Source organism: Actinacidiphila sp. bgisy167 (assembly GCF_057707665.1).
The window spans coordinates 82,499-98,980 of the sequence record NZ_JBYIQP010000017.1; the positions used below are offsets into that span (position 1 = coordinate 82,499).

14 protein-coding genes are annotated in these 16,482 nt (G+C 74.3%); 3 read left to right on the top strand and 11 right to left on the bottom strand.

Translation table 11 applies throughout. From position 1 onward, the window contains the following. Nucleotides 1-322: 322 nt before the first annotated feature. Nucleotides 323-1,069 (bottom strand): SDR family oxidoreductase, encoded by a 747-nt coding sequence (locus AC3ET4_RS09655; protein ID WP_431948045.1) that lies wholly within the window; start codon nucleotides 1,067-1,069, stop codon nucleotides 323-325. A 253-nt stretch (nucleotides 1,070-1,322) separates the two neighbouring features. On the opposite strand from AC3ET4_RS09655, the gene AC3ET4_RS09660 reads away from it, so the two are divergent. Further along, nucleotides 1,323-2,087 (top strand): GntR family transcriptional regulator, encoded by a 765-nt coding sequence (locus tag AC3ET4_RS09660; protein ID WP_431948047.1) that lies wholly within the window; start codon nucleotides 1,323-1,325, stop codon nucleotides 2,085-2,087. 45 nt (nucleotides 2,088-2,132) lie between these two features. On the opposite strand, the gene AC3ET4_RS09665 is transcribed toward AC3ET4_RS09660, so the two are convergent. The 4 genes from AC3ET4_RS09665 to purB form a co-directional block, all read right to left on the bottom strand. Beyond that, entirely contained in the window at nucleotides 2,133-3,779 is a 1,647-nt protein-coding gene (locus AC3ET4_RS09665) for an alpha/beta hydrolase (protein ID WP_431948049.1), read from the bottom strand. 161 nt (nucleotides 3,780-3,940) lie between these two features. After that, nucleotides 3,941-5,098, bottom strand: coding sequence for an ROK family transcriptional regulator (locus AC3ET4_RS09670; RefSeq protein WP_431948051.1), 1,158 nt, complete (start codon nucleotides 5,096-5,098; stop codon nucleotides 3,941-3,943). 159 nt (nucleotides 5,099-5,257) lie between these two features. Continuing rightward, entirely contained in the window at nucleotides 5,258-5,746 is a 489-nt protein-coding gene (gene mug / locus AC3ET4_RS09675) for a G/U mismatch-specific DNA glycosylase (RefSeq protein ID WP_431948053.1), read from the bottom strand. 68 nt (nucleotides 5,747-5,814) lie between these two features. Continuing rightward, on the bottom strand, nucleotides 5,815-7,248 hold the full coding sequence (gene purB / locus AC3ET4_RS09680) for an adenylosuccinate lyase (RefSeq protein WP_431948055.1): 1,434 nt from the start codon (nucleotides 7,246-7,248) through the stop codon (nucleotides 5,815-5,817). A gap of 230 nt (nucleotides 7,249-7,478) precedes the next feature. Between purB and AC3ET4_RS09685 the strand changes: the two genes are divergently transcribed. Beyond that, a complete protein-coding gene (locus tag AC3ET4_RS09685; RefSeq protein ID WP_431948057.1) occupies nucleotides 7,479-7,811 on the top strand; it encodes a hypothetical protein in 333 nt (110 codons plus the stop codon). 77 nt (nucleotides 7,812-7,888) lie between these two features. Here the strand turns inward: AC3ET4_RS09685 and AC3ET4_RS09690 are convergent, their stop codons facing one another. The 6 genes from AC3ET4_RS09690 to AC3ET4_RS09715 all read right to left on the bottom strand — a co-directional run bounded on the left by AC3ET4_RS09690 (nucleotide 7,889) and on the right by AC3ET4_RS09715 (nucleotide 15,231). Continuing rightward, on the bottom strand, nucleotides 7,889-8,659 hold the full coding sequence (locus AC3ET4_RS09690) for an SGNH/GDSL hydrolase family protein (protein ID WP_431948059.1): 771 nt from the start codon (nucleotides 8,657-8,659) through the stop codon (nucleotides 7,889-7,891). A gap of 37 nt (nucleotides 8,660-8,696) precedes the next feature. Further along, nucleotides 8,697-9,722: a hemolysin family protein gene (locus tag AC3ET4_RS09695; protein ID WP_431948061.1), complete on the bottom strand. Its 1,026-nt coding sequence runs from the start codon at nucleotides 9,720-9,722 to the stop codon at nucleotides 8,697-8,699. Further along, nucleotides 9,719-11,089: a hemolysin family protein gene (locus AC3ET4_RS09700; RefSeq protein WP_431948063.1), complete on the bottom strand. Its 1,371-nt coding sequence runs from the start codon at nucleotides 11,087-11,089 to the stop codon at nucleotides 9,719-9,721. Before AC3ET4_RS09700 ends, AC3ET4_RS09695 begins: the two co-directional genes overlap by 4 nt. Nucleotides 11,090-11,279: 190 nt before the next feature. Then, on the bottom strand, nucleotides 11,280-11,726 hold the full coding sequence (locus tag AC3ET4_RS09705) for a GNAT family N-acetyltransferase (RefSeq protein WP_431948065.1): 447 nt from the start codon (nucleotides 11,724-11,726) through the stop codon (nucleotides 11,280-11,282). Between the two features lie 142 nt (nucleotides 11,727-11,868). Continuing rightward, nucleotides 11,869-14,436, bottom strand: a complete 2,568-nt coding sequence (locus AC3ET4_RS09710) for an ABC transporter permease (RefSeq protein WP_431948067.1) — start codon at nucleotides 14,434-14,436, stop codon at nucleotides 11,869-11,871. Between the two features lie 9 nt (nucleotides 14,437-14,445). Further along, nucleotides 14,446-15,231: an ABC transporter ATP-binding protein gene (locus AC3ET4_RS09715; protein ID WP_431948069.1), complete on the bottom strand. Its 786-nt coding sequence runs from the start codon at nucleotides 15,229-15,231 to the stop codon at nucleotides 14,446-14,448. Nucleotides 15,232-15,467: 236 nt separating this feature from the next. Between AC3ET4_RS09715 and AC3ET4_RS09720 the strand changes: the two genes are divergently transcribed. Further along, nucleotides 15,468-16,091, top strand: a complete 624-nt coding sequence (locus AC3ET4_RS09720; RefSeq protein ID WP_431948071.1) for a hypothetical protein — start codon at nucleotides 15,468-15,470, stop codon at nucleotides 16,089-16,091. The last annotated feature ends 391 nt before the right edge of the window (nucleotides 16,092-16,482 follow it).

Sequence of the window (16,482 nt, forward strand, 5' to 3'; positions counted from 1 at the left end):
TCTTCCGGTCCGCGACCACGAGCGCGGCGGGCAAGGCGGCGGCGGACGTGGCCCAGTCCATGCTCGTGACCATGTGGAACATCGGCGTCGCGGGCGGCGGCGCCATCGGGGGCGCCCTCCTCGCGCGGCTCGGCGCGCGGTCACCGACGTGGGCGGTGCTCGCCCTGCTGGTCCCGTCCGCGGTCGCGGTCGTCCGGGCGAAGGGGCATGCCTTCCCCTCCTCGGCCGTCCGTGCGGCACGCGAGTCCATCGGAACCACGCGCGGCCGCCCGGAGGGCGGACGCCGAGGTCGCGCCGGCCGCCGGCATGCTCCGGCGGCGGGCTACAGACCGCCGGCGACGCGGAGCACCGCGCCCGTCGTGTAGGAGGCGTCCGCCGACATCAACCAGGCCACGGCGCCGGCGACCTCGTCCGGCTCCCCGGGCCGCCCCATGGGCACGCGGTCCCGGTTGCGCCAGGGCCGCTCGGGGTCGCCCATCGCGGCGTGGATGTCGGTGACGATCATGCCGGGCTGCACGGAGTTGACCCGTACGCCCTCCTCCGCCAGCTCCTTGGCGAGGCCCACGGTCATCGCGTCGACCGCCGCCTTGCTGGCCGCGTAATGCACGTACTCCCCGGGGGCGCCGAGCGTCGCGGCGCCGGAGGAGATGTTGACGATCGAGCCGCCTCGGCCGCCGTGGCGGGTGGACATCGCCAGTGCCGCGCGCCGCGCGCACAGGATCGCGCCCATCACGTTGACGTCGATCACCCGGCGCATGACGTCGACCGGGGTGTCGGTGAACCGGCCCAGCGGGCCGGTGACGCCGGCGTTGTTGACCAGGCCCGTCACCGCGCCGAGCCGCTCGCCCACCGTGTCGAAGAGCGCGTCCACCTGCCCGGCGTCGCTGGTGTCGACGCGCACCACGGCGCAACGGGCGCCCGCGTCCCGCACCTTGTGCGCGACGTCCTCGGCGGCGCCGGCGTCCTTCTCGTAACCGATGCCGACGGCGTGCCCCTCGTGGGCCAGCCGCAGGGCGACCGCCGCGCCGATGCCGCGGCCCCCACCGGTGACCACCGTGACCGAACCCATGCCGGCTCCCTCCCTCGACGTGATCACGAACGCTATCAGCGGGTGAACGGTCAGCGGCGGCGTGACCACCTCATGCACGGCCCGCGTCGGCCGCCCACCTCAGCCCGCGGCGGGTGCGGGCCCGGATTGGTCTTGACCAAGCCGGAGGGCCGCTCTATCGTCCCGTGGTAGTGCAAGGACCTTTAATAAAGAGCCGTTCGGAAACAAACCTGCACAAACCCCGGACGGCGCGGGCGCGATCGCGGAGGACAGGGTGGGGACCACGCAGCTCGAGAAGGTGCCGGAGCCCAAGTACTGGCACCTCAAGACCGTGCTCATGGACGCGCTCGACTCCGAGTTCGAGGTCGGGGAGATCCTCCCCAACGAGCGCGAGCTCGCCTCCCGCTTCGGTGTCGCCCGGGCCACGCTGCGCCAGGCACTGGAGCAGCTGGAGCTCGAAGGCCGCCTCCAGCGCCGCCGCGGGGTCGGCACCACGGTCGCCCCGCCCCGCGTGGGCGTCTTCGTCGGCCCCACGAGCGGTTCCTGGCCCGGGGCCGCGGACGACGCCTGGCTCACGGTGGGCTGCGTCGAGGCCGCCGCTCCCGCCGCCGTCGCCCACATGCTCGGTACGGGTGCCGACGAGCCGGTGCACACCGTCCGCCGGATCCGCTCGATGGGCGGCCAGTCCGTCGCCACCGAACTCCTCTACGTGCCCGGGGCCTCCGTCCCCGGCCTCCCCAGCGACCTGACGCCGACCGACCACGTCCCGGCCGTACTGCGGGAGTTGCACACCCTCGGTCTCGACGGCGAGGACCGGGCCGTGGAGCTCGGATCGGCCCGCGCCGAGGACGCCAAACAGCTCGACCGGCTGCCCGGAGCCCCCGTGCTGGTCGTCACCACCCGCTACGTCAGTGGCGGGCGCGTCACGGCGGTCGCCGTCGCGACCTACCGCGCCGACACCTGCCGGCTGACCTTCGGCGACAGCGGCGCGATGGAGATCACCCACCAGGGGCAGGAGCGGCACGCCGCCGCGTCGTGACCGCGAGGCCGCCGCGGGGCGCACCGCGTGCCGCGTGCGGTCAGGTCAGTAGGAGCGCCCGGTGTTGGCGTCCCTCGCGCCGCCGGGGCCGGAGGGCACGGGCAGCGGGTGCCCGGGGCATCGGACGTCCTGGTCGCCGGTCGCGCCGGACACCAGGTAGCGGTCCACGCGCGCGGTGACGCACTCGTTCCAGATGCTGATCAGGCCGTGCGAGCCGCGGCCCTCCTCGGTGATCATCCGCGAGCCCGGCAGCCTGCGGTGCAGCTCCACCGCGCCGTCGTACGGTGTGGCCGCGTCCCGTTCCGACTGGACGATCAGCACGGGCGGCAGCCCCGCCCCGGGGTGCGCCCCGACGTCCACCGCCCGCCCGCCCTCGACGGGCCACGAGGCGCACGGCAGGTTGAGCCAGGCGTTGGCCCAGGTCTCGAAGGGACGCCTGCGCGCCACGCGTTCGTTGTCGCGGTCCCACACGTTCCAGTCGCGCGGCCACGCCGCGTCGGAGCACTCCACGGCCAGGTAGACCGCCTCGCCGTTCTCCTCGTCCTTCGCATCCCCGGGATCGGGTGCGGCCGCGGCGACCAGCGGGCCGTCGTCCCCGCGCAGGTAGCGCGAGAGCAGGTGGGCGAACGGCACCCAGCGCTGGTCGTAGTAGGCGGCCTGCACCGCCGCGGAGTGCAGTTCCCCGGGGCCCACCGTGCCGGCCGGGCGCCTGCCCAGCATCCGCATCGCCCGGTCGAAGCTCGCCTGCACGCGGCCGGGCGTGCCGCCGAGGCCGTACACGGCGTGGTGCCCGGCCGCCCAGGCGCGCCAGTCCGCCCAGCGGTGCTCGAAAGCGACGTCCTGGGCGAGGTTGGCGCCGTACCAGACGCCGCGGGGGTCGGGGTTGACGACGCTGTCCGCCACCATGCGGCGCACGTGCGAGGGAAAGAGGGTGGCATAGACGGCGCCCAGGTAGGTCCCGTACGAGACGCCGTAGTAGTTGAGGCGCGGCTCGCCCAGGGCCGCGCGGATGACGTCGAGGTCCCGTGCCAGGTCCGCGGTGCGCATGTTCCGCAGCAGCGCCCCGCCCCGCGCACCGCAGGCCCCGGCCTTGCGCCGGGCCTCCGCGCGCTGGGCGGCCTTCACCGCGGCGGTGGGCCGGCGCGGGTCCAGGCTGGGGGCCTTGTGGTGACGCGCCGGGTCCTGGCAGGACAACGGGGAGGAGTGGCCCACGCCGCGCGGGTCGAAGCCCACCAGGTCGTACGTCCTGGCCGCGGTCTCCCACACCTTGCGGGTGACCCCCGCCACGCCGGGCCGGCCCACGCCGGGGAACCACAGCCCGGACGCACCGGGACCGCCGGGGTTGAACACCAGGGCCCCCTGCCGGACGGAGGCCGGGCCCGCCGCCCGCAAGCGGCTGACCAGCAGGCTGATCGTCGCCCCGCCCGGCTCCGCGTAGTCCACCGGGACGCGGACCCTGCCGCACTGCACGGGCGCCGTCAGGCCGCTGTCGGAGGGACAGGCCCCGAAGACGATCCCGGTGACCCCGGCCGCCCGGGCCGCCACCGCGGCCCCGGCCATCCGCAGCCGCTCGCCGACGGCGGGCTCCGAAAGGGGCGCGTCCGGGGGCTCCGGGAAGTGCGCGGCGGCAGGGGCGGTCGCCGCGCCGGCCGTGAGCACCACGGACACTGCCAGGACCACTGCTCGCCGCACGCGGACGCCCTTTCGCCGGCCGCGCCCCCCCCGCGCGGCACGCTCGTCGATGCGACGGATCGTCGGCTGGTCGGACAACCCCGCAAAGCAGGCAGGCCGATGAACAGCGGAATTTCGCCCGTATTGCCCTGGCGGGCCCCCGTGGTCCGCCGCCTGGCGGCTCAGCGGCCCAGCAGCGAGGTGCGGGCCACTGCGAACAACTGCTCCTCGACATGGTCGAGCGCGAGCCGCAGGGCCCCCGTCGCGACCGCCTCGTGGCCCAGCACCGACAGCGCGACCTGCGGCGGCCGCAGGCAGTAGCGCGACAACTCGGCGCGCAGCGGCTCGAGCACCCCGTCCAGTCCGGCCGCCCATCCGCCGATCACCACCAGCTCCGGGTCGATCGCCAGCACCAGCGCCGCCACGTCGTGCACCAGGCGCTGCAGGAAGCGGTCGACGGCCTCCCGTGCCTGGACGTCCCCGGACTTCGCGAGCGCGAACACCTCGGCCACCGCCGACTCGTCCAGCGGGTGCAGCGGCGTCCCCGTCGTGGACAGCAGCCGCTCCGGCCGCGCCTCCCGGCCGAGCAGGTGCAGCGCCCCGATCTCCCCGGCCGCCCCGCCGAAGCCGCGGTGCAGCCGGCCCCCGATCAGAGAGCCGGCCCCCGGGCTCAGCCCCGCCAGCACGAAGACCACGTCATCGGTGCCGACGGCCGCTCCCTTCCAGTGTTCGGCGACGGCGGCGGCGTTCGCGTCGTTCTCCACCAGGACGGGGCAACGGAACGACCGGCGCAGCCGCTCGCCCAGCGGCAGTCCCGTCCAGCCGGGCAGGGCCGTGCTCAGGCGCACCGCGCCGTCGGTCTCCACGATCCCCGGGCTGCCCACGCCGACCGCCCACAGCGTGCTGCGGGCCACACCGGCCTTGCGCAGCAGCTCGGCTACCAGGCCCCGGACCCGTTCCAGGCGCTCCTCGGCCGGCAGCGTGTCGGCGACGTCGTGCGTCAGCGTCCCGAGGACCCGGCCGCTCAGGTCCGACAGCAGCGCCCGCATCTGCCGCGCCCCGATCTCGACGCCCAACAGGTGCCCCGCCTCCGCGTGGAAGCGGAACCTGCGCGCCGGACGGCCCTGCCTGCGGGCGTCGGCGGGCTCCTGCGGAGCCTCCACCACCAGGCCCGACTCGGACAGGCCCTCGATCACGCCCTCGACGGTGGGCCGTGACAGCCCCGTCGTCCGCACCAGTTCGGTCAGGCTCACGGCGGGCGCGCCGCGCAGGGCATGGAGCACCACCGCGGAATTGATCCGCCGGAGCAGAGACGGGTCCCCGCCGGTGAGCCGCCCCACCCTACGTCCTCCCAGCTCGTACGCGTATTGGCCGGATCGTACCCGCCCGGGCGTCCTGGCGGCGAGGGGCAGCGGCGCATGGTTACTGAGTCGATGTCACGGCCGAGGGCGGCGAGCGGGGTCGCGGACGCGCCGGGCGGCCGCCGTGCCGGCGCGGCCTCAGGCCCGCGCCGCGGCGCGCAGGCGGCCGAACTCCTCCGCCATCGCCTGCGTCGACCAACCCGCGTTCAGGCCACTGGGGTTGGGCAGCACCCAGACGCGTGTCACACCGATCGTGCGGTCCTGGGGGCCGATCTTCGCGCGAGGCTCGGCGAAGGCGACGCGGTACGCCGTGACGCCCACGACCGCGAGCCAGCGCGGTGTGTACCGCTCCACGGTCGCCGTCAGCAGCCGTCCGCCCTCGATCAGTTCCGCGCGGGTCAGTTCGTCGGCGCGGGCGGTGGCCCGGGCGACGACATTGGTGATCCCCAGCCCGTACGTCAGGAGTCCGTCCTGCTCCGCCGGGTCGAGCCGGCGCGGGGTGAAGCCGGAGGCGTGCAGCACCGGCCAGAATCGATTGCCGGGGCGGGCGAAGTGCCGGCCGGTGGCTGCCGACAGCAACCCCGGGTTGATGCCGCAGAAGAGGACCCGCAGGCCGTCCGCGATCACGTCGGGGATGACGCGGTCGCGGGCGGCCTCCAGTTCGTCCTGGCTCGGGCGGGGCCGGCGGGCCGTGGTCAGAGGATGGCCCCGGGGGCGTAGGCGGCCGCCTGCGGGTAGCGGCCGGCGACCTCGCCGATCCGCCGCACTACCTCGGCGACCTGGTCCGCGGCCGCGCCGGTGAAGGACAGGCGGTCGGCCATGAGCGCGTCCAGCTGGGCGCGGTCGAGCGGGATGCGCTCGTCCTCGGCGAGCCGGTCCAGCAGCTCGTTGCGCTCGGCGCCCTTCTCCCGCATGGCGAGCGCGGAGGCGACCGCGTGCTCCTTGATGACCTCGTGCGCCAGCTCGCGGCCGACGCCGGCCCGCACCGAGCCCATCAGCACCTTGGTCGTGGCGAGGAACGGCAGGTAGCGGTCGAGTTCGCGGGCGACGACGGCCGGGAAGGCGCCGAACTCGTCGAGCACCGTCAGGAAGGTCTCCAGCAGGCCGTCGAAGGCGAAGAACGCGTCCGGCAGGGCCACCCGGCGCACCACGGAGCAGGAGACGTCGCCCTCGTTCCACTGGTCGCCGGCCAGCTCGCCCACCATCGAGGCGTAGCCGCGCAGGATGACCGCCAGGCCGTTGACGCGCTCGCAGGAGCGGGTGTTCATCTTGTGCGGCATCGCCGAGGAGCCGACCTGGCCGGGCTTGAAGCCCTCCGTGACCAGCTCGTGGCCGGCCATCAGGCGGATCGTCTTGGCGAGTGAGGACGGGGCGGCGGCCAGCTGCACCAGCGCGGTGACGGCGTCGTAGTCCAGCGAGCGCGGGTAGACCTGGCCGACGGAGGTGAAGACCTCCGAGAAGCCGAGGTGCGCCGCGATCCGGCGCTCCAGCTCGGCGAGCTTGCCGGCGTCCCCGCCGAGCAGGTCGAGCATGTCCTGCGCGGTGCCGACCGGGCCCTTGATCCCGCGCAGCGGGTAGCGGCCGAGCAGGTCCTCGACCCGGGCGAAGGCGACCAGCAGCTCGTCGGCCGTGGTCGCGAAGCGCTTGCCGAGGGTCGTGGTCTGGGCCGCCACGTTGTGCGAGCGGCCGGCCATGACCAGCTCCGCGTGCTCGGCGGCGAGCCGGCCCAGCCGGGACAGGACGGCGACGGTGCGGTCGCGGACGTGCTCCAGGGAGAGCCGGATCTGCAGCTGCTCGACGTTCTCGGTGAGGTCGCGCGAGGTCATCCCCTTGTGGACGTGCTCGTGCCCCGCGAGGGCGTTGAACTCCTCGATGCGCGCCTTGACGTCGTGCCGGGTGACCTTCTCCCGCTCGGCGATCGACGCCAGGTCGACCTGCTCCAGCACCCGCTCGTAGTCCGCGACGGCCTGGTCGGGCACCTCGATGCCCAGGTCCTTCTGGGCCCGCAGCACGGCCAGCCACAGGCGGCGCTCCAGCACCACCTTCTGCTCGGGGGACCACAGGGTGGCGAGCTCCGCCGAGGCGTAGCGGCCGGCCAGGACGTTGGGGATGCGGGGCTTGGAAGTCACGTAGCGAGAGTCTACCTGCCGCCCATGGCGCGCGTTCACCTCCGCCCGCCTCCGTGAGGGCGGGGAAAGTCCAGGTCAGGTGCGGTGGGCGAGGGGTCGGCGGCGGCCTCCGCGGGGACCGGCGCGGTGCGGGAGCCGCGGCCTCCACCGGGCGAAGCGGTTTTGTCATCTTGTCGACTCGGCCCTGCGGGCGGCACCCTGGGTGACTTCCGACGGATCGGGGGGGCGTGATGGCGGAGTTGCAGTGCCCGGGCTGCGGGTCGTCGCGGGTGGAGAAACTGACGCTGTTCGCGGCGAAGGTGACCGCGGACAGGCTGCGGCCGGAATGGGCGGAGCCCAGTGTGCCGACGCTGTCGCGCGGCGTGCCCCTGGCGTGTCTGGCGGTGGGGGTGGTGGTGCTCTTCTCGGGTGCGATCCTGCCGGGGCTCCTGGTGGCGCTGGCGGGCGCCGTGTGGCTGTCCCGGGTCAACGGGGCGATCCGTGCGGCCGAGGCGAAGCTCAAGGAACATCGCGAGAAGAGGATCTGCCTGAACTGCGAGAAGACGCTGCCGCCCTCGGCGTAGCCCGGACGCCGTGACGAAGCCGGTCGGGCGGGACCCTGCCCACGGGGGGCGCTCGCCCGGACACGGTGACGCCCCGCTCAGAGCTCGTACGGCACGAGCTCCGCGCGCTTGGGGGACAGGCCGTCGCCGGAGGAGCGTCCGGTGAGGCGGCGGCCGATCCAGGGGAGGAGGTGGCGGCGGGTGAAGCGCAGATCGGCGGCGCGGCGCGCGGGCCATGACAGCGGGACGGAGACGGGCAGCGCCTCGCTCCAGTCGAACTGCGGTGTGCGCCCGAGGGCCTGCCAGACCGCCTCGGCGACCCGGCGGTGGCCCTCGCCGTCGAGGTGCAGCCGGTCCTCCGCCCACAGGCGCGGGTCCCCCAGTACGGGGGCGCCGTAGAGGTCCACCAGGAGCGCGCCGTGCCGTGCCGCCAGATCGTCCAGGAAGCCGAACAGCTGCTCCATGCGGGGCAGGAAGCGCGTCGCCACCGGGCCGCGGCGGGCCGGGCTGCGCATCAGCACCAGCTGCCGGCAGGTCGGCGCCAGCCGCTCCACGGCCTCTTCCAGCAGCGCGCACACCCGTGCCACGTCGCACGTGGGCCGCAGCACGTCGTTGAGCCCGCCGACCAGGGTGACCAGGTCGGCCTCCATGGAGGCCGCGGTCTCCACCTGCTCGTCCACGATCTGCTGGATGAGCTTTCCGCGCACCGCGAGGTTCGCGTAGCGGAAGCCCGGCGCGTGGGCGGCGAGGCGTCCGGCCAGGAGGTCGGCCCACCCGCGGTACGAGCCGTCGGGCAGCGCGTCGGACATGCCTTCGGTGAAGGAGTCGCCGAGCGCGACGAAGCTGGTGTGGGTGGCGTTCATCTGCATGGCGCGCGTGATCCTACCGGCCCGGCGGAAGGCCGCCTCAACCGGCCGCGGCACGGCCCACGAGTTCCTTCAGCACGTCCTCCATGGTCACCAGACCGAGGCCGCGGCCCTGGTCGTCGACGACGGCCGCCAGGTGTGCGCCGCTGGCCCGCATCGCGGCCAGGACGTCGTCCAGCGGGGTCGCCGCGCCGACCCTGGTGATCCGGCGCAGCGCGCCGCGCGGGAAGGGCTGGTCGTGGCGGCTGGGCCCGAGGGCCAGGGCGTCCTTCACATGGAGGTAGCCGAGGATGCGGCAGGCGTCGTCGGTCACCGGGAAGCGCGAGAAGCCGGACCGGGCGGCCAGGCGCTCCAGTCCCGCCGGGGTGACGCCGAGGCGGGCGGACACCACGCGGTCCCAGGGGACGACGACCGCGCGGACCGGCCGGCGGCCCAGTTCGAGAGCGTCCTGCAGGCGGACGGCGGCCCGCTCGTCCAGCAGCCCGGCCTGCCCCGCGTCGGTCACCATCCGGGCCAGCTCGTCGTCCGAGAAGACCGCCGCGACCTCGTCCTTCGGCTCGACCCGCAGCAGCTTCAGCAGCCCGTTCGCGAAGGCGTTCACCGCGAAGATCACCGGGCGCAGTGCCCGTGCCAGGGTCACCAGCGGGGGGCCGAGGAGCAGCGCCGTCCGCTCCGGAGCGGCGAGCGCGATGTTCTTGGGAACCATCTCGCCGAACAGCATGTGCGCGTACGTGGCCAGGGCCAGCGCGATCGCGAACGACAGGGCGTGGATCGCGCCCTGCGGCACGTGCAGGAGGTGGAACAGCGGCGCCAGCAGGTGCTCGATGGCGGGCTCCGCCACGATGCCCAGCATGAGGGTGCACAGTGTGATGCCCAGCTGGGCGGCGGCCATCAGCGGCGAAAGGTGCTGCAGTCCCCACAGGACGTGCCGCGCGCCGCGCTCCCCGGCTTCCGCGCGCGGCTCGATCTGGCTGCGCCGGACGGAGATCATCGCGAACTCGGCGCCGACGAAGAAGGCGTTCGCCACCAGGGTCAGGAAGCCGATGAACAGCTGCAGGAAGATCATCGCGCACCCGCCGGCCCGCCGCCCGCGCCGGCCGCCGGCGACGCGAAGCCTTCCTGCGTGTGCGGCGCCGGGGAGATCAGCCGTACGTGCGCCGCGTGGTGGTGCGAGTCGTCGGTGACCTCGATCATCCAGCCGTCGACCTCGACGGTGTCGCCGGTGGCCGGGATCCGCCCGAGCCGCTGGGCGACCAGGCCGGCCAGCGTCTCGTAGGGGCCGTCCGCGACCCGCAGGCCGATCTCGGCGACCTGGTCGGTCCGCACCGCCCCGTCGGCGTCGTAGACGCGGCGGCCGGTGCGGTCCTGGTGGAGGAAGGCCAGATCGGGGGTCTCCAGCGGGTCGTGTTCGTCGCGGACCTCGCCGACGACCTCCTCCACGATGTCCTCCAGGGTGACGACGCCCGCCGTGCCGCCGTACTCGTCGATGACGACCGCCATGGTCATCGAGCCGGACAGGCGGTCCAGCAGCCGGTCGACGGGGAGCGACTCGGGCACCGGCACCGGCTCCCGCAGCAGCGGGGTGATCGGGTGGCCCTCGCGGCGTTCGTACGGCACGGCCAGGACGTCCTTGATGTGGACGATGCCGATCACGTTGTCCAGGCCGCCGCGGTGGACGGGGAAACGGGACAGCCCCGTGGCACGGGTGATGTCGGCGACGTCCCGGCAGGTGGCGCCCTCCTCCAGGGCGACCACCTGGACGCGCGGGGTCATCACGTTCTCGGCCGTCAGCCCGGGCAGGCTCAGCGTCCGGACGAACAGCTCCGCGGTGTCGGCCTCCAGAGCGCCGGCCCGGGCGGAGTGCCGGGCGAGAGCGACCAGTTCCTCCGGGCTGCGGGCCGAGGCCAGCTCCTCGGCGGGTTCCAGACCGAGCCGGTGCAGCACACGGTTGGCGGTGTTGTTCAGGTGGCGGATCAGCGGACCGAAGGCGGCGGTGAAGAGGGTCTGCGGCGCCGCGACGGCCTTGGCCACCGGCAGCGGACGGGAGATCGCCCAGTTCTTCGGCACGAGCTCGCCCACCACCATGAGCACCACCGTCGAGACGCCGGTGCCGATCACCAGCCCCAGCGACGCCGCCCCGGCGGCCGACATCCCGAGGGCGCGCAGCGGGCCGGCCAGCAGCTCGGCGATCGAGGCCTGCGCCAGCATGCCGATGACCAGTCCGGTGACGGTGATGCCGAGCTGGGCGCCCGACAGCTGCAGCGTCAGGCTGCGCACGGCCCGCAGCGCCGCCGGGGCGCCGCGCTCACCCGCCTGCTCGGCCCGCTGCAGATCGGTGCGCTCGACCGTGGTGAGGGAGAACTCCGCGGCGACGAAGACGGCGCAGGCCAGGGTCAACAGCAGGGCGACGGCCAGCAGCAGCACCTCGGTCATCGCGGCACCTCGGTCGCATGAGCGGTCCGGCGCGGGGGGAGCGCGCGTCGGCCACGGGACCGCGGACGTGACGGACTCGCAGGGTCGTCCATATGCCCATCGTAGGAAGCACTGGCACAGCGGACAGCCCGGAGACGGCCGCGCGGCGCGCCCCGCCGTCCCTGGGGCCGCGTTCGCCGGAGTGCCCGCGCTACCCGGGGGTGCTGCCGAGCAGCTTGGTCCAGCGGCGCCAGTGGTGCTCGGGCGCGTATCCCGCCGCGCGCCATGCGTGGTGGGCGCGGGCGTTGTGCTCCAGCACCATGGCGTCACCGCGTCGGCCGCCCAGCGCGCTGAAGCGTTCCTCGGCCGCCGCGAGCAGGGCGCGGGCGACGCCCTGCCGGCGCCGCTCGGGGTGGACGGCCAGCCGGTACAGGTGGCAGCGCCAGCCGTCGAAGCCCGCGATGACCGTGCCGACCAGCCCGCCGCCGGCCTCGGCGAGCAGCAGGGCTTCGGGGTCGCGTGCGATCAGCCGCGCCACGCCGTCCGCGTCGTCGCTGATGCTGGTGCCCTCGGCGGCCGTCCGCCAGAAGCCCAGTACCCGTTCGGCGTCGGCCGGTACGGCGCTGCGAATCGCGAGATCGTTCGTGCGGTCAGCCACGCAGGCCTCCAGGGGGTGCGGCGAGCGAATCAGGGCTGCCCAGGTCCTCCGGCGGCTCCGCACGGCGCAGCTGCGCGGTCACCGGGCGAAGGCCCCGTCCGTCGGTCCACGACCTTCCCCGCCCGGGCGCCGATCATTCGGGTCATTCGTGGGCGATCGCGGCAAGGACGTTCATCCGCGAGGCGCGCAGGGCCGGCAGCAGCGCCGCGACCAGGCCCACCACCACGGAGCCGGCGAGGACCGCCCCCACCGTCGTCCAGGGAACGGCGAAGGCCCGCAGGCCCTCCAGCGCCAGCACCTCGTGCGTCACCACGCCCCAGACCAGTCCCAGGGCGAGCCCCAGCACCGCGCCGAAGACCGCGATCACCACGGACTCCAGCCGGATCATCCGGCGCAGTTGCCGTCGCGACAGACCGATGGCGCGGAGCAGGCCGATCTCACGCGTGCGCTCGATCACCGACAGGGCGAGCGTGTTGACGACGCCCAGCACCGCGATGACGATCGCCAGCCCGAGCAGCGCGTACACCAGGTTCAGCAGCACGGAGATCTGGGTGCGCACCAGTTCCTTGTAGTCGGCCTGGTCACGGACCTCCACCTGCGGATAGGGCGCGAGGGCCCGCTCCAGTCCCGCCCGCAGCGCGGGTTTGCCGGTGCCGGGCGCGGCGTTCACGTACAGCGCCGCGTCCTGGCCGTGGGGCAGGAACCGCTCGGCGGTGGCCAGGCCCATGGTCAGGGTCGCGTCGTCGCCCAGCACGGTGCTCTGGCTGGTGGTCAGCGCGCGCAGCGTGAAGGCCGCGGAGCGGCCGTCGACGAAGCGCACGGGGATGCGGCTGCCCACGCGCAGCCCGTGCTGGGCGGCGTACGTCGCGGACAGCGAGAGGCTGTCGCGGGCCAGGGCGCGCGCCGTGTCGCCCGCGGCGTACTCCAGGTTGAGCGCGCGGTCCGCCCCGGGGCCGATGGCCGTCCCCGTCAGCTTGGTCGTCCGGCCGTCGGGCAGCGTCACCAGGACGGAGACGTACCGCACCCGCACCACCTCCCCGGCGCCGCGCACCGCGCGCACCCGGTCGGTGATCTCCGGGGCGAACGGCGCGAAATGCGTGCCCTGCACGACATAGTCCGCGCCCAGGGCCCGGTCGATCTCCTGGTCGAAGGAGCTCGCCATCGACGTGCCGGCGACGGACATGCCGGTGACCAGCGCCAGCCCGATCATCAGCGCGCCGGCCGTGGCGCCCGTACGGCGCGGGTTGCGCAGCGCGTTGCGCTGGCTCAGCCGCCCCACCGGCCCGTACACATGGGGGAACGCCCCGCCGAGCACCCGGACCACCGGGCGCACCAGCAACGGGCCCACGACCACCGCCGCCGCCAGCGACAGCCCGATGCCCACCCCGAGGAAGGTCGCGGCGGCGCCGACGCTCCCGGCCGCCGCCGCGCCGCTCAGCGCCGCCGCGGCCACCAGGGTCGCGACCGCGCCGCCCACCGCCCGGTACCGCAGGCTCCGTCCGGGCCCGGCGGCCTCGGCGTCCGACAACGCGGCCATGGGGGAGACCAGGGACGCCCGCCGCGCCGGCAGGTAGGCCGCGACCAGCGTCACCAGCAGGCCGACGGTGAACGCCGCCACCGGCACGCGCAGCCGGACGGCCATCTCGGCGGCGTCGATGTTCATCCCGAACACCCCGAGCAGACGGAAGAGGCCCGCCGCCAGCCCGACCCCGCAGACCAGGCCCAGGGCGGAGCCCACCGCCCCGAGAAGCACCGCCTCCACCAGAACCGACCGCCGCACCTGTGCGCGGTCAGCCCCGAGGGCGCGCAGCAGGCCGAGTTCCCGGGTGCGCTGGGCGATCAGCATCGAGTAGGTGTTGACGATCAGGAAGACCCCGGCCAGGACCGCCACCCCGGCGAAGCCCAGCATCACGTACTTGATCACGTCGAGAAGGGTCGCCAGGCTCTCCACCGCCGACTTCGCCTGCTCGGCCTGGGTGGTGTAGGTGTAGCGCGGCCCCAGCGCGGCGGCGATCCGCTCCTTCAGCACCTCGTCGGTGACCCCGGGGGCGGCGTCGGCCTGCACCGACGTCGCGACACCCGTCCGGCCGAGCAGCAGAGACTGCGCGGTGGGAGTGTCGACGAACACCAGGGCGGCGCCCGGATTGGTCGTGGTGAACGTGGCGATCCCGACGATCCGCACGGAGAACGCGCCCGGCTGGGCCAGCACCCGCAGCCGGTCGCCGATCCTCAGGCCCCGCTTCTCGGCGGTGTCGGCGTCGATGACCGCCTCGTCGGGGCCGTGCGGCGCGTGACCGCTGGTCAGCCGGACCGGGCTGCGCGGATGGCCCGACCAGTCGGTGGCCGCGGTGAGGGCCCCGGTGGTCGGTTCCACCGGGCGGCCCCGGGCGTCGACGACGGTGGTGTTGTACACGGTGACGTCGACGCGCGCGTCCGCGACGCCCGGTACCGCTCTCACCCGGTCCAGCAGGGACGCCGGCAGGGTGCGCACCTGCCCGGAGGCGAACTGCTGGTCCTCGCTGAAGGCTTCCGGGGGTCCCACCGTGACGTCGGCGGACGTCGAGGCGAAGAGGCGGTCGAAGGTGCGGTTGACGGTGTCGGAGAAGATCATGCTGCCGGTGACGAACGCGACCGACAGCAGGACGGCGAGCGCGCTGAGCAGCAGCCGGCCCCTGTGGGCCAGGAAGCTGCGCAGCGTCGCCCGGAGCATTTGCGGCCCCTATCCCTGTGTCCGCAGCGCGTCGAGCCGCTTGAGCCGTTCCAGGACGCCGTCCGCGGCCGGCTCGTGCATCTCGTCGACGATCCGCCCGTCGCCCAGGAAGAGCACCAGGTCCGACCACGCCGCCGCGCCGGGGTCATGGGTCACCATCACCACGGTCTGGCCGAGGGAGTCCACGGACTCGCGCAGGAAGCCCAGCACCTCGGCGCCCGCCTGCGAGTCGAGATTGCCGGTCGGTTCGTCGGCGAAGATCAGTTGCGGCCGGGAGGCGAGGGCGCGGGCGCAGGCCACACGCTGCTGCTGCCCGCCCGACAGTTGTGCGGGTCGGTGCCCCAGCCGGTCGCGCAGGCCCAGGGTGTCGATCACCCGGTCCACCCACTCCCGGTCGGGCCTGCGGCCCGCAATGTCCATCGGCAGCGTGATGTTCTCGGCTGCGGTGAGCGTCGGCAACAGGTTGAACGCCTGGAAGACGAAGCCGACCCGGTCGCGGCGGAGCCGGGTCAGGTCGCGCTCGGCCAGCCGGGTGATCTCGGTCCCGCCGATCCACACCCGCCCCGAGGTGACCGAGTCCAGCCCGGCCAGGCAGTGCATCAGCGTGGACTTGCCCGAGCCCGAGGGGCCCATCACCGCCGTGAAGCGGCCCCGGGCGATCTCCACGTCCACCGCGTCCAGCGCCACCACCCGGGTCTCGCCCGTCCCGTAGGACTTCGTCAGCGCCGTCGCCCGGGCGGCGGGCTCCGCTCCCGCCTCTATGCCCTCTGCGTCCGCTGCCGTCCATGTCGACACGCCGGCCCCCAGGATGAGGAAGTGCGTTTGTCCGTATGCGACCCGAGGGTAGGACGTCGGCTGCGCCGCCGCATCGTCCCGCAGGGCGGGCCCGGCGCGAACCCGGCGCACGCCGGGGCGGCAACCGTTTCGCGGGGCCGAAACCGAGCGGCTGCCGGGTGCGTCTGTAGGGGCATCCGTCCCGGGGTGGACGACCGGGACGTGAGCGAGACGCCTACCGAGGGGGGAACGAATCGATGGTGCACGCACGCAGCCGGACGGCGTCCGGCGACCGCAGGCGCACTCCGGTCTGGGCGGGGGTGCCGGTGGTGGCGCTGCTGGCCCTGGCCCTGCAGGGGTGCCAGCAGCCGGCGGCCGGCGGCGCCGGCGACAGGCCGTCCGCGACCGCGCCGACCGCGCCGGGTGCGCCGGGTGCGCCGGGTGCGGAGGGGTCGTCAGCGGCGTCCCCGGCCCGGCCGTCCGCGTCGCCGACCGCCGGGGTGGCGGACGGGACGGCAGCGGACGACCCGTGCGCCCTGGTGACGCAGGCAGAGGCCGAACGGCTCGCCGGTACGGCCCTGACGGTCGGCAAGGACCTGGCCGGAACCTGCACCTACACCGCGCCGGAATCGGGCCCGACGGCCCAGGTCGAGATCTTCGCGGGGGATTCGGGGAAGAGCTACTACGACGCCGAGCGCGGGATCGGCCACGAGATGAGGCCCCTCGACGGCATCGGCGACGAGGCGTGGCTGGAGGACGGATCGGTCTTCCTGCGGGTGTCCGAGCAGTGGGTCGCGATCCGGCTGGTGCGCAACGCGGAGCCTTCCCGCTTCGACAAGCCGCTCGAGGAACTGGCGCGCACGGTGGCCGGCCGCCTCTGACCCGAATCCGCAGGTAGCGGCCGATGGCTGGTCAGGTCGTGGCCTGCCCGGCCGTGGGGCCGTGGTGCGGGGTGGAGCCTCCCCTTGATCCTGGACACCTGTCGACTGCGATCTTGAGGTTCCACAGGAAGTAGCACCAGGTGGGAGGCAAGTATACGACCCCGGAGATCGCAGGAGTCCAGTGATGTGCCGTGAGCGCGCAAGAGAGCGGGGATGCGCCCGCTCGCTGCGAACGCCGCACGACCAAGAAGCCGTGTGGCGGCCCACACGCCGCGGCACTGGCACTTATGATCAGAAACTCATGGAGTTCTCGTTCAGGACGTAGCGGACGTGTGGGCCGCCGAAGTAGCCGCGGACGATGTGTGGCTGACGCTGGCGTCTGCGGAAGAAT

Bases quoted from the DNA above. Each gene is read 5' to 3' on its own strand.
- AC3ET4_RS09655 (WP_431948045.1), bottom strand. From the start codon at position 1,069: ATGGGTTCGGTCACGGTGGTCACCGGTGGGGGCCGCGGCATCGGCGCG.
- AC3ET4_RS09685 (WP_431948057.1), top strand. From the start codon at position 7,479: ATGGCGGAGTTGCAGTGCCCGGGCTGCGGGTCGTCGCGGGTGGAGAAA.
- AC3ET4_RS09690 (WP_431948059.1), bottom strand. From the start codon at position 8,659: ATGCAGATGAACGCCACCCACACCAGCTTCGTCGCGCTCGGCGACTCC.
- AC3ET4_RS09695 (WP_431948061.1), bottom strand. From the start codon at position 9,722: ATGATCTTCCTGCAGCTGTTCATCGGCTTCCTGACCCTGGTGGCGAAC.
- AC3ET4_RS09700 (WP_431948063.1), bottom strand. From the start codon at position 11,089: ATGACCGAGGTGCTGCTGCTGGCCGTCGCCCTGCTGTTGACCCTGGCC.
- AC3ET4_RS09710 (WP_431948067.1), bottom strand. From the start codon at position 14,436: ATGCTCCGGGCGACGCTGCGCAGCTTCCTGGCCCACAGGGGCCGGCTG.
- AC3ET4_RS09720 (WP_431948071.1), top strand. From the start codon at position 15,468: ATGGTGCACGCACGCAGCCGGACGGCGTCCGGCGACCGCAGGCGCACT.